This is a genomic window from Caproicibacterium sp. BJN0003, from assembly GCF_026314295.1.
GTDB lineage: Bacteria > Bacillota > Clostridia > Oscillospirales > Acutalibacteraceae > Caproicibacterium.
Window position 1 is genome coordinate 2,092,861 of record NZ_CP111108.1, and the last position, 13,414, is coordinate 2,106,274.

Genomic DNA, 13,414 nt, shown 5'->3' on the forward strand with positions numbered 1-13,414 from the left:
AATAAACGCCATAAGGTTACTCTTATGTTTCAAAAATGAAAACCAGCAAAGAAAAAGTCTTCCTGCTTTTTCTTTGCTGGTTTTTTATTTTTATTTCAGAAAAGAGAGAAATGCATATGGAAGCTGTCACGAACATTTTAACACAAATTCAATCCATTGTTTGGGGGCCGCCTACCCTGATTTTACTAATCGGAACAGGACTGTATTTTACAATCCGATTACATCTTCTGCAAATTATAAAGCTTCCGCGTGCGATGAAAGCCATTTTTGAAAAAGAAGAGGGCGCAGGGGATGTTTCTGCTTTTGGCTCTCTCTGCACCACGCTGGCAGCCACCATCGGCACCGGCAGTATTGTTGGGGTAGCAACAGCGCTGCGAATCGGAGGGCCGGGTGCCATGTTCTGGATGTGGGTCTCTGCTTTCGTCGGAATGGCCACTAAATATGCAGAGGGATTGCTTGCAGTCAAATACCGTTCTCTTGATGAAAACGGGCACATTGCCGGCGGACCAATGTATTACATTCAAAACGGGCTTGGAGAAAAGTGGATTTGGCTTGCAAAAATGTTTGCATTATTTGGATCAATTACCGCTCTATTAGGCTGCGGCACCTTTCCGCAGGTTAACGCCATCACGGAATCCGTGCATGATTCATTCGGAACTCCGGTTTGGATCAGCGGTCTTATTATTACCATAGCAGTCGCCGCCGTTATTCTAGGCGGTATCGGTTCTATTTCGAAAGTAGCAGAATTTGTAGTGCCGTTTATGGCCGGGTTCTATATTTTCGGATCTTTGATTATAATCATATTGAATCGAGAAATGATTCCGCAAACTTTTTCCAATATTTTTTACAGTGCATTCCACCCGACTGCTATGCTTGGCGGTGCGGCAGGCACCGGCATTATTTCGGTCATGACTTCAATGCGTACTGGTGTCGCGCGCGGCGTCTATACCAATGAAGCCGGCCTTGGTTCTTCTCCTATTGTAATTGCAGCGGCTAAAAGCAATTCCTGTGTACGCCAAGGACTGATCGCCATGACCAGTGTGTTTTTTACGACGATTATTACCTGCACAATGACAGGCATTGTAATTTTAACAAGCGGAATGCTTAACAGCACGGATCTAAGTGGAAGTCCGCTTGCCAATGCAGCCTATAACAGCAGCCTTCCTGCGGGGATCGGAACATATCTCATTACAATTGGCATTATCTTCTTCTCCTTTACTACAATTATCGGCTGGTCTTATTACGGGGAACGCTGTATGGTTTATCTGACAAACAGCGTTAAATGTATCCGTCCTTTCAAAGCAGCTTATCTAATTGCGATTGCACTGGCTCCTTTTCTTTCTTTGGAACCCATCTGGCTTTTAGCCGATATTACAAACGCCTTGATGGCTTTTCCAAATTTAATAGGTCTTTTGGGGCTGAGAAATATTGTAATCGACGAAACGCATACCTTTTTCCACCAAAGAACGCCTCACACGGCAATTTCTTTAGAAAAATCAGAATCAGAGAGCGAAACCGTGATATGTAATGGATAGAGTGCACAAATCATACAATATGAAGTTGACTTTATGATCTATTTTAGATATAATTTAAAAAAGGAGGTCAGCAAAAGGCTATGGAAAAACAGTCTCTTTTTATTGTAGGAGAAGCCAGAACCAATGTAGAAAATGCCATTACCAAAATATATGGTTCTTTTTACATGGTGTTTGAAATTGACCCTCTAACTGATAAAATTATTGATATGAACTGTACACATTCTCTGGATTTGACAGAACGTTTTATTCAAAAAATTTTTATTGGCAAATCGATTACCGCCGACTTGCCTGTTCTTGAAAAAGAACTAACCAGGCGATATTATGGTTCCTCAGAAAAAGCCATAGTGGCCTCGATGAAAGATGCCAGTAAAAAATATCTAGCTGCAAAAGCAAAACTCTAAATACATCATTTAAAAAATTAAATTAAAAAAATTTGATTTTTGCTGCTTCATTTTGCGGATATGCTTCGCACACATATTAGAAACTTTTTGAAAACCAGCAAAGACAGAACTCTTTTGCTCTGTCTTGCTGGTTTTCATTTTTATTTTTAGGAGGAAATTATCATGAATATAAACAATTGGATTGACTCTCAAAAAGATACTCTCACCAAAGATCTGCAAAAATGTATTCAGATCCGCAGCGTATACGAAGATGATAAAAGTGGATATCCATATGGGGAAAAAGTGCAGGAATGTCTACAGTACGTACTGAATCTTGCAAAGGATATGGGCTTTTCGATACAAAACTGGGAAAATCGCATCGGTTGGTGTGAATATGGAAACGGCCCAAAGATGGTAGCTGTTCTAGGACACCTCGATGTAGTCCCAGAAGGAGAAGGTTGGAGCATTCCCCCTTATGAAGGTCGGGTAACAAATGGAAAGATTTACGGCAGAGGTTCTATGGACGATAAAGGCCCCACGATAGCAGCACTCTATGCACTCAAAGCAATCAAAGCATCCGGTCTTCCCCTCAAGCACCGCATCCGAATTTTATTTGGTGCAAATGAAGAAACCGGCAGTGCCGATATGAAGTTCTACATCAAAAACGGTGGAGAAATCCCGGTAATGGGATTTACTCCTGACGGTGAATATCCTGTAATTAACGGCGAAAAGGGATTAATTACCGAAGAATATACAAAAAAGCTCACGCAAAGCGGTAATATCAAACTTCTCCATCTGCAGGGCGGCACCGCACACAATATTGTTCCTAATCATGCAGTGGCTGAATTTACATGTTCTCCTATACTTACCCAAAAAGCATTGGCTTTAAAAGAAGAGAAGGTGACTGTCTTCCGCACTGATACCGGATTTAGAATAGAAGCTGCCGGAATCGGTGCCCACGGCGGCACTCCATGGGAAGGAGAAAATGCGATCGGTCGACTCATGCTTTCGTTAAGCCATCTTCCTCTTACTGGGGATATCGCGCAAGCAATTCAGTTTCTCGCTAAAAAGATTGGCATGGAATGCGATGGAAAATCCCTCAAAATTGCAATGGAAGATCAGGATTCCGGTCCGCTCACCTTTAATTTAGGCATTGTTTCAGGAGACGAGCATAAAATTTATGTAAAAATCAATTATCGTTATCCGGTCTCAAAGAGTTTCGATGACTGCGGTCCAATTGTAGAAAAAGCTTTCGCAGAAGCAGGTTTTGAGCGCACTTCTCTTGTCCATAAAAAGAGTCTTTACATGGCGCCGGATTCAGAACTAGTTCAGAAACTTTTGAAAGTCTATCGGCAGCAAACCGGGCAGGATGCAAAACCAAAATGTATCGGCGGCGGTACCTATGCAAAAACGATCCCAAATACACTTGCCTTTGGTCCGATCTTCCCGGGAGATGAAGTGCGGGAACATAAGCCCGATGAATTTATGGAAATCAGCCGCCTCGTTCAAAACTGTAAAATCATCGCAGCAGCGATGTATGAATTAGCCAAATAAGGAAGGAGAATTTATATGAAAATTACCGAAGTGAAATTAGGCATTCTTTCTGTTCCCCTGCGGGTCCCATTTAAAACCGCACTGCGTTCCGTCAACAGTGTAGAAGACGTCATTATGGAGATTCACACCGATACCGGTGCTGTAGGATATGGCGAAGCACCACCGACAGGCGTCATCACGGGCGACACGACCGGAGCAATCATTGGGGCTATGAAAGATCACATCATTAAAACGCTGATGGGCCGTGATATTGACAATCTGGAGGATAACTTAAAGGCACTAAACGGCTGCATTGTAAAAAACACCGGTGCAAAAGCCGCCGCCGATATGGCACTGTGGGACCTTTACGGGCAGCTTTACAAGATTCCCGTTTATAAGCTTCTGGGCGGCAGCCGGAACAAGCTCATAACCGATATTACTATCAGCGTAAACGATCCGGAAGAAATGGCAAGAGATGCGATAAATGCCATTGAGCGCGGCTACGATACCTTAAAAATCAAAGTAGGCTCCAATCCTTCTCTCGATGTGGAGCGTCTAATGGCTGTCCGAAAAGCGGTTGGAAATAAAACCTGCATTCGTATCGATGCAAATCAGGCATGGAGTCCAAAACAGGCTGTACGGATTTTAAATGAAATGCAGGATAAAGGGTTGGATATCGAATTTGTAGAACAGCCGGTGAAAGCACTTGATTTTGAAGGTCTTAAATATGTGACAGACCGTTCCTATGTACCGGTTTTGGCAGATGAAAGCGTCTTTTCTCCCGCAGATGCGCTTAAGATCATGCAGATGGGAGCTGCCGATCTTGTCAATATTAAACTGATGAAATGCGGCGGCATCTATAACGCGCTAAAAATTGTTTCGGCAGCCGAAGTATATGGCGTAGAGTGCATGATCGGCTGCATGCTGGAAGCAAAGATCAGTGTAAACGCCGCGATTCATCTTGCCTGTGCAAAGAAAATTATCACTAAGATTGACCTCGACGGTCCTGTTCTCTGCAGCGAAGATCCTATTATTGGCGGCGCTGTATTTGATGAAAAAGAAATCACTGTCTCTAATGAGCCGGGACTGGGAATCAAAGGAATTCACGGTCTGCGCTATCTTAATGAAAGAACCAATTGATTTTGAACTGCATGAGACTAACAAAATTACGAAAGGAGGAGCATCTTAGAATGTTAAAATCATGGAAAGTCTCAATGCTTTGTTCAAAATCCTGTGCGTATGGTTCGATAGCTAAACCATATTCGCTTTTTATTCCTAAACTAAAACGATTATAAAGGGGAGAAAAAAATGATTACAGACGGCTTTACTTACATAGCATTTTTAATGTTTATTGCTGGTGCTTTATTGGCTGCGGAAAAATACGGCAAATGGAAAGTCTTTAATTACGTCCCGCCGCTTGTTTGGATTTACGTGCTCAACATGGTATTCTGCACCATGGGACTTTATAAATCCGATGCTTGTACCGCAACCTATTCGGCTTTAAAGAACAATTTGCTGTATGCTATGATTTTCGTCATGCTGCTGCGCTGTGACTTCCGTAAGCTTGCAAAACTCGGTGGTCGCATGGTGGCCATATTCTTTGGCTGCTCCATAACTTTGTTCGTCGGCTTTGTTGTCGGCTACCCAATCTTTAAAGGCACACTTGGCAGTGACACATGGGGTGCTGTTGCGTCACTGTATGCTTCCTGGGTTGGCGGTTCTGCAAACATGGCGGCTATGCAGGCCGCTTTGCCGGTAGATGCAGGTGCTTACAGCTGTGCTCTGGCTCTGGATACGGTCTGCTATTCCGTATGGATTGCACTTCTTTTGCTGGCCGTTCGTTATGCAAGTAAGTGGAACAATACAGTTAAAGCAGATACTTCCAAACTTCAGGCTGTTGCTGATGCCGCTAATGCTGAAGTTGCAAAAGGCAAAAAAAGTGCTAATGCCAATGATTGGATCTTCCTAATCGGCTTATCTCTAATGGTCTCCGCACTCTCTCAGGTAGTCGGTACCTCACTGAATGGCGCTCTAAAATCCGTAGGGTTGGGGATGTTCGACAAAGGTACCCTGACAACTGTATTCGTCACAATTTTGGGCCTTATTTGTGCCCTCACCCCACTTGGCAAGCTGCCAGCTGTGGAAGAACTCTCGAATGTTTATCTGTATGCAGTTGTTTCCCTTCTAGCTTCTACTGCTTCAGTTGTAGATCTGCTTTCCGCTCCAATGTGGGTCGTCTATGGCGTTTTCATTCTGGTTGTGCATGTGGTTCTCATGTTCCTGCTTTCCAAAGCATTTCATTGGGACCTGTGCATGGTTTCTACAGCCTCACTTGCAAACATCGGCGGCGCCGCTTCCGCTCCGATTGTCGCCTCTGCATATAATCCGTCCTATGCAGGCATCGGTGTTTTAATGGGTGTTCTCGGCGCTGCAGTCGGCAATTTCTGTGGCTTGGGTGCCGGCGCAGTTCTGCATCTTATGGCTTAACGTTTTTAGCAAGATACCATTTGATTTTGTAATAAGAAATGCCCTTTACGGTTCACTCAGTAAAGGGTATTTCTTTGTTTTGCAAAAGCTTTATAAAAATTTTACAGAAAGGAGGAATTGCGCAAATGACTGCACAGGAAATACTTAAAAAGGAAATCGAAGCTTTTATCAAAACGCAAAGTGGAAACATTGCGGTTTCCTTTTACGACTTGAATGAAAAATCTGGTTTTTCAATCGACGGAGAAAAAAAGATGCTTTCTGCGAGCACAATCAAGCTGGTAATCATGGCAGAACTTATGCGCCGCATTCATTTAGGGGATCTCTCTCTGGAAAACAAAATCAAAGTAACCGCTCAAATGAAAACAGGCGGTGACGGCATTTTAAAAGCATTAGAACCTGGGCACTCCTTTACCCTTAAAGAACTCCTCACATTAATGATTATTATCAGCGACAATGAAGCAACGAATATTCTAATCGATTTTCTTAGCATGGCATCCATCAATCAAATGGCACAGACCATGCACCTCAAACAAGCACACTTAGGACGTAAAATGATGGACAGCAAAGCCCAAAAAGCCGGTTCTGACAATTATATCTGTGCCGAAGACATTAAGGATATTTTTAAAAGTATTTATGAGGGCACCTGCATCGACAAGGAATCTTCTAAAATGATGCTGGATATTTTAAAACAGCAGCAGCAGTCTAATCGGCTGCAGCTTTATCTTCCGGAAGAATTAGAAATCGCCCATAAATGCGGAGATCTTGATTGTTTGGAAAACGATGGTGGAATCTTTCTTCTCCCCAAACATCCCTACATATTAGTTGTGCTGACAAATGAAATGCCTACCAACAAAGACGGCAGAGAAGCAATCGGCAAAATTTCGTGGATCGTTTACCAAGCGATTTGCTGAAAACCATCCTCTAGTTGCAGTTACTTTTATTTATACAACTCTTTTATTCGGAATTATGTAAACTGTCCTTCCTTTTAAGCCCCATAAAAAACCAGTGAGAAGATTCCAAATGGAACTTCTCACTGGTTTAATCTTTATAAATTTTATAACAAATGAGTCCGAATGATTCTCAATTAGAATTCATTCCCTGGAAACTGGGGAATTCTGGAGAATCCCTCCTGCAGGTCTTGATCCGTAGGAATCGAATCGCCCATTTTGCCGTCATTAAACTGCTCATAAGCAACCATATCAAAATATCCGGTACCAGTGAGGCCAAAAAGAATCGTTTTTTCTTCGCCGGTTTCTTTGCATTTTAACGCTTCGTCAATAGCTACCTTAATTGCATGACTGGATTCCGGCGCAGGTAAAATCCCTTCAACGCGGGCAAATTGTTCCGCCGCTTCAAAGACAGATGTCTGTTCAACCGTTCGCGCCTTAATCAATCCCTCATGATACAACTCTGAAAGGATCGGGCTCATTCCATGATACCGAAGACCGCCTGCATGATTTGGGCTCGGAATAAAATTACTGCCCAGCGTATACATTTTGGCAAGCGGACATACCATTCCGGTATCGCAGAAATCATAGGCAAACTTTCCTCTGGTAAAAGAAGGACAGGAAGCAGGTTCCACCGCAATAAACTGATAATCTTTTTCTCCGCGGAGTTTTTCTCCCATAAAGGGCGAAATAAGGCCTCCCAAGTTTGAACCGCCGCCTGCGCAGCCAATAATGACATCCGGAACAATTCCATACTCATCCATCGCTGTTTTTGTCTCCAAGCCAATCACCGACTGATGGAGCAGTACCTGATTCAGCACTGAACCGAGCACATAGCGGTAGCCTTCATGAGTTGTCGCATATTCGACCGCTTCGGAAATTGCACAGCCAAGGCTTCCGGTTGTTCCTGGGTGTTCCTGTAAAATTTTTCTGCCCACCGCTGTATCCATAGAAGGACTGGGGGTCACCGACGCGCCATAAGTTCTCATGACTTCTCTGCGGAATGGCTTCTGCTCATAGCTGACCTTTACCATATAGACTTTACAGTCAAGGCCAAGATAAGCACAAGCCATTGAAAGAGCAGTGCCCCACTGCCCGGCTCCGGTTTCTGTCGTAACACCCTTTAAGCCCTGCTTTTTTGCATAGTAAGCCTGTGCGATTGCAGAATTCAGTTTGTGGGAACCGGAAGTATTGTTCCCTTCAAATTTATAATAGATTTTTGCCGGCGTCTGAAGTTTTTCTTCCAGGCAATAAGCACGTACCAGAGGCGACGGACGATACATCTTGTAAAAGTCCTGAATTTCCTGCGGAATCGGAATATAGGAATCATCATTATCAAGTTCCTGAGAAACCAGATCTTTGCAGAAAACATGTTCCAATTCTTCCGCTTTCATCGGCTGGTGCGTTCCCGGATTCAAAAGCGGGGCGGGCTTATTCTTCATATCTGCCCGCACGTTATACCAAGCCTTCGGGATTTGATCTTCCTTTAAATAAATTTTGTAGGGAATCTTTTGCTCTTTCATGACATTTGCTCCTTTCAAATTTTTCTGCAGGGACAGATAGATATAATATAAAAAAGCACTCTCCACCCCTGCAAATTTTGCAGGGACAGAAAGTGCTTAGATCATCACTTCTGCGGTACCACCCAGCTTGGTATTTTTCAATACCCACTCAACGCATACAAAAAATATGCTGAATTTTTTTAACGGAGATTCTGACTCCGGCTCCCCTACTATTTTGTTCGGTTTGCCCTCAGAAGGCCATTCAGTGCTTATGATCCGTACCGCATTCCCATCATCAGCGGCTTTCTGAAACAAGATCTTAATAAGGCTTACTTACCCTTCCTCATCGGTTTATTGGCATCAGTTTAGCACTGTAAAGCAGTCGTGTCAAGAATTATTTTTAAATTCTTAAAACTATCCAAGCATAAAATATTTTGTCACTGCAAATAGTTCTCTTGCAAAGAGTGCCGGAAAAACCAAAGGTGGAGTAGAAACGCTGATTCCCCATGCCGTAAGCTCATTTTGTTTTGCAATCAAAAGTGCACGATATAGATGATAATCATCGGTAAGAAGCAAAACTTCTTTATTAGGAAGATTGTTTTCTAAAAGTACTTTTTGGGCATAAAAAAGATTCTGCTCCGTATTAACCGATCGATTTTCCAAAAGAATTCGATCCGGCTCTATTTCCTTTTTAAGTAATTTCTCTCTGATCACTTCGGCTTCCGTAACTTCTTCTCCAGTTCCCTTCCCACCGCAGGCAACTGCAATCGAGTTTGGATGAGATAAAAGCCAGTCTGCCGCTGTATCAATGCGCTTTTGCAAATCTGCGCTCGGTTCTGTCCCGTCAACTTTACTGCCAAGAATCAGAACCGGTAAATTTTCTTTTTCCGCCGGGATCTCCGGTTTTGCCCTGCTAATAAAAAAGCTTAGTGCGATACACCAGCAGATTCCGGTAGCAAAGAGCCCGAGCAATCCATAAAATAGGATACGTCTTTTTCTTTTGGCACAGACAAATCGAAGCACTTTTTTCCAAAAAATACAAACTGTTAGTCCAAAAATTCCAAGTGTCAGGAAGAACAGACTTCCTGCATTCCATGTGCGAAAGAAAAGCGGGATTACCATCAAAACTGCAAGCGCTGCAAAAACGATTTCTAATCCCAAGCGAGTAATTCGTCCAAGTTTATTCTTTTTCATTTGGTTCACATAAATTCCTTTTTAAGTTTATTATTTTGTTTAATATTTAGTATAATACAGCAATTATAATAAAAAAGAGCATCTGTACTCCCATTTTTCTTCAAAAAAATACGCTGCAGCAACTTGCTATTCATAGACAAAACCAGTATAATTGAGTTTATCGCATTTATGTGCGAAAATCTTTATTTTGACACATTGGAGGTAGACAAAGACATGAAACGCGTGTATAACTTTTCCGCTGGTCCTTCCATGCTCCCTGAGGAAGTTCTCCGCCGTGCAGCCGATGAAATGATGGATTACAAGGGCTGTGGCCAGTCAGTGATGGAGATGTCCCATCGATCTAAAATCTTCCAGAGCATCATCGACAGTGCGGAGAGTCTCCTCCGTGAAGTCATGAATATTCCGGACAATTATAAGGTGCTGTTCCTACAGGGCGGCGGTTCCACACAGTTTGCTATGATTCCTTTTAACCTGATGACAGGTTCTGGAAAAGCAGATTATGTTCTGACCGGCCAGTGGGCTACAAAAGCTTATAAAGAAGCTGCCCGTTATGGTGATGCAAAGGCGATTGCAAGTTCCAAGGATAAAACTTTCACCTATATTCCGAAGTTGGATCCTTCTACTTTCACCCCCGATGCGGATTATTTTTATATCTGCATGAACAACACCATTTACGGTACAAAATATCATACACTGCCTGCTACCGGTTCTGTTCCGCTGGTCGCCGATATCTCCTCCTGCATCTGCAGTGAGCCGATTGACATCAGCAAATTCGGTCTGGTTTTTGCGGGCGCACAGAAGAATCTTGCTCCTGCAGGCCTTACAATTGTGATTGTCCGCGAAGACCTCGTCGGACACGCGATGGAAAAGACCCCAACCATGCTTAATTACAAGACACATGTAGATGGCGGAAGTATGTTTAATACTCCTCCCTGCTACACAATTTATATCTGTGAACTTGTCCTTGAATGGATTAAAAATACGATTGGCGGCCTTGAAAACATGAAGGCTCTGAACGAAAAGAAAGCAAAACTGCTCTATGATTTTCTCGACAGCAGCAAGCTTTTCCACGGCACTGTTGTTCCAGAAGACCGCAGCCTGATGAATGTTCCATTCGTAACGGGCAGTGACGATCTTAATGCTAAATTTGTCGCTCAAGCAACTGATGCTGGTATGGTTAACCTCAAAGGTCACCGCACAGTTGGCGGTATGCGTGCTTCCATTTATAATGCAATGCCTTATGAAGGCGTTGAGACGCTGGTCGATTTCATGAAAAAATTTGAAAAGGCAAACGGCTAATTACAAATAACAACGAAGGCGCCTTCCTGTTTCAGAAAGGGCGCCTTCTTAAATGAAATAAAAAATCAGGAGCTGTGATTTTCTTATGTATCAGATTCAATATCTTAATAAAATTTCGAAAGCCGGAACTGAACGCTTTACCGACAACTATACCGTCGGCGAAGAAGTTCAGAACCCGGACGCTATTATGGTTCGTTCCGCTAATATGCTGGAAATGGAACTGCCCCAAAAACTTTTGGCAATTGCCCGTGCAGGAGCCGGCGTCAATAATATTCCACTCGATAAATGCAGTGAAAAAGGAATTGTCGTCTTCAATACTCCTGGCGCAAACGCTAACGCAGTAAAAGAGCTGGTCCTCTGCGGACTGCTTCTTTCTTCCCGTCGGATTGTTCCTGCCGCCGAATGGTGCAAAACGCTCAAAGGAAAGGGTGCTGAAGTCCCGAAGTTAATTGAAAAAGGCAAGTCCCAGTTTGTTGGCCCCGAAATTAAAGGGAAAGCGCTCGGAGTGATTGGGCTCGGTGCAATTGGTGTGCTTGTTGCCAACGCTGCCAAATCATTGGGGATGGAAGTCTATGGTTATGATCCTTATCTTTCGGTAGATGCCGCATGGGGACTTTCCCGCTCCATTCATCATGCACAGACCCTCGATGACATCTGGGCAAATTGTGATTATATTACCATTCATGTTCCTCAGACGCCGGACACCAAAGGCATGATCTGCAAAGAAGCGATCTCCAAAATGAAAGACCATGTTCGGATTTTGAACTTTGCCCGCGGCGGACTTGTTGATTCCGATTCTATTTTAGAAGGCATAAAATCCGGAAAAGTTGCTTCTTATGCTACAGACTTTCCAAATGATGAGATGATTGGTGTCGATGGAATTATTGCAATTCCGCACTTAGGAGCTTCCACACCAGAGAGCGAAGACAACTGCGCACGTATGGCAGCAAACGAACTCCGTGATTATCTGGAAAACGGAAATATCCGCAACAGTGTCAACATGCCGATGGTTTCCATGGCACGGGATAAGAGCACACAGCGCATTTGCGTTCTGCACCGCAATATGCCAAATACGATCAGCCGTTTTTCCGGGATTTTGGCCGATATGGGAATTAATATTGAGAACATGCAGTCCAAATCCAGAAAAGAATATGCTTACACGATTGTCGATGTTACCGGTGATATTGCTAATGAAGCTGCACAAAAACTACAGTCTTTGGATGAAGTCATTCGCGCACGGGTAATTAAATAAAAATTAAAAAAATTATTTTTTGAATCCGCAGAATCTTCTCTACAGAAAATTCTGCGGATTTTTTATGTATGAAAGGAATGGGCTACAATATTCCCATTACAAATGGTGTACGCAAGTGAAAATCCCGCCTTCTTCAGAATCGTAAAATCAGCACGTTTTCCAATTTGAATACTGCCGCGTGTCTGATCTTCTCCAAGTACAGAAGCCGGATTAAGTGTCACACTTCGAATAATCCGAGAAAGCGGAATTCCAAACCGAATTAGATTCTGCACTTCTTCCAATAAATTTGTAACGGAACCTGCTAAAGTTCCATCCAAAAGCACCGCTTTATGTTCTTTTACGATCACCTGCTGCCCGCCGAATTCATAAATTCCATCGGGCATACCCGCTGCACACATACCGTCGCTGACCACACAGATTTGCTCTTTTCCGAAAAGGCGAAATGCCGCTCGTAATGCAGAAGGATGAATGTGAATGCCATCACAAATCAATTCCGCTGTAATGTTGGGAGTGTCCCACACCGCACCGACCACTCCGGGCGCCCTGTGATGGAATTCATTCATTCCATTAAAAAGGTGTGTCACATGATGAATCCCCCATGAGAACGCTTCTTGCGCCTGTTCATAATTTGCCGCCGAATGTGCAATACTGAGTGAACAAAAATTTTGTGCAAAAGCAGCAAACTGTTCGGCACCCGGCTCTTCCGGCGCAAGACAAGCAATTCGAATCGAGTGGCCGGAAGACTCCCAGTATTCTCTAAAAAGCGAAAAGTCTGGTCTCTTAATATTTTCTTCTTGCTGCATCCCTTTTTTCTTGGGGCTAATAAAGGGTCCTTCCAAATAGGCGCCCAAAATTTGGGCACTATCTTTCTGCGGCAAATCCATTGCTCTTTTAATTTTCTGCAAAGCATTTAAAATCGATGAATGCGACATCGTCATGGTAGCAGGACAAAAAGCAACAATCCCATGCTGAGCCAGCCAATGTGCCATTTTTGTTACACTCTGAGAATCCTTATCACACACATCATAACCGCCGCAGCCGTGAACATGCAGATCAATAAATCCAGGGGCAATCAAGCAACCACTGCAGTCTATCTGCTCTCCTTCCAACGACTTTCCAATGTTTGTGATCATTCCATTTTGAAACTCGATATCCCCTTTCACAATTGAAAAATCTTCTGCAAAGAACTCCCCATTTTTTAAGACCATTTTCCTGTACCCTTTCTTTTTTCTTCTATTTTATCATAAAAATTACTTTTTTGAATTTTTTAGTACAAAAGTTCCAT

The 13,414-nt window shown here is 43.1% G+C and carries 11 protein-coding genes; 8 read left to right on the forward strand and 3 right to left on the reverse strand.

Annotation, left to right across the window (positions count from 1 at the left end):
- The first annotated feature begins 116 nt into the window (after positions 1–116).
- From OP489_RS10520 to OP489_RS10545, 6 genes are all read left to right on the forward strand, one after another.
- Entirely contained in the window at positions 117–1,535 is a 1,419-nt protein-coding gene (locus tag OP489_RS10520) for an alanine/glycine:cation symporter family protein (protein WP_266161929.1), read from the forward strand.
- Positions 1,536–1,615: 80 nt separating this feature from the next.
- Entirely contained in the window at positions 1,616–1,936 is a 321-nt protein-coding gene (locus OP489_RS10525) for a DUF3870 domain-containing protein (protein WP_266161930.1), read from the forward strand.
- Positions 1,937–2,098: 162 nt separating this feature from the next.
- Positions 2,099–3,469, forward strand: a complete 1,371-nt coding sequence (gene pepV / locus OP489_RS10530) for a dipeptidase PepV (protein ID WP_266161931.1) — start codon at positions 2,099–2,101, stop codon at positions 3,467–3,469.
- A gap of 15 nt (positions 3,470–3,484) precedes the next feature.
- A complete protein-coding gene (locus OP489_RS10535; RefSeq protein WP_266161932.1) occupies positions 3,485–4,588 on the forward strand; it encodes a dipeptide epimerase in 1,104 nt (367 codons plus the stop codon).
- A gap of 168 nt (positions 4,589–4,756) precedes the next feature.
- Positions 4,757–5,935 carry a DUF819 family protein gene (locus OP489_RS10540; protein ID WP_266161933.1) on the forward strand — a complete coding sequence of 393 codons (1,179 nt, stop codon included), beginning with the start codon at positions 4,757–4,759 and terminating at the stop codon, positions 5,933–5,935.
- 125 nt (positions 5,936–6,060) lie between these two features.
- Positions 6,061–6,846: a serine hydrolase gene (locus tag OP489_RS10545; RefSeq protein ID WP_266161934.1), complete on the forward strand. Its 786-nt coding sequence runs from the start codon at positions 6,061–6,063 to the stop codon at positions 6,844–6,846.
- Between the two features lie 173 nt (positions 6,847–7,019).
- Here OP489_RS10545 and OP489_RS10550 read toward each other — a convergent pair whose 3' ends face one another.
- Together OP489_RS10550 and OP489_RS10555 are read right to left on the reverse strand one after the other, a co-directional pair.
- A complete protein-coding gene (locus OP489_RS10550) occupies positions 7,020–8,405 on the reverse strand; it encodes a TrpB-like pyridoxal phosphate-dependent enzyme (protein WP_266161935.1) in 1,386 nt (461 codons plus the stop codon).
- A gap of 393 nt (positions 8,406–8,798) precedes the next feature.
- Entirely contained in the window at positions 8,799–9,578 is a 780-nt protein-coding gene (locus tag OP489_RS10555; RefSeq protein WP_266161937.1) for a YdcF family protein, read from the reverse strand.
- A gap of 213 nt (positions 9,579–9,791) precedes the next feature.
- Here OP489_RS10555 and serC point away from each other — a divergent pair, with 213 nt between their 5' ends.
- Positions 9,792–10,877: a 3-phosphoserine/phosphohydroxythreonine transaminase gene (gene serC, locus OP489_RS10560; protein ID WP_266161938.1), complete on the forward strand. Its 1,086-nt coding sequence runs from the start codon at positions 9,792–9,794 to the stop codon at positions 10,875–10,877.
- An 85-nt stretch (positions 10,878–10,962) separates the two neighbouring features.
- Positions 10,963–12,129: a phosphoglycerate dehydrogenase gene (locus OP489_RS10565; RefSeq protein WP_266161939.1), complete on the forward strand. Its 1,167-nt coding sequence runs from the start codon at positions 10,963–10,965 to the stop codon at positions 12,127–12,129.
- A gap of 62 nt (positions 12,130–12,191) precedes the next feature.
- On the opposite strand, the gene nagA is transcribed toward OP489_RS10565, so the two are convergent.
- A complete protein-coding gene (nagA, locus tag OP489_RS10570; RefSeq protein WP_266161941.1) occupies positions 12,192–13,337 on the reverse strand; it encodes an N-acetylglucosamine-6-phosphate deacetylase in 1,146 nt (381 codons plus the stop codon).
- Positions 13,338–13,414: the final 77 nt, after the last annotated feature.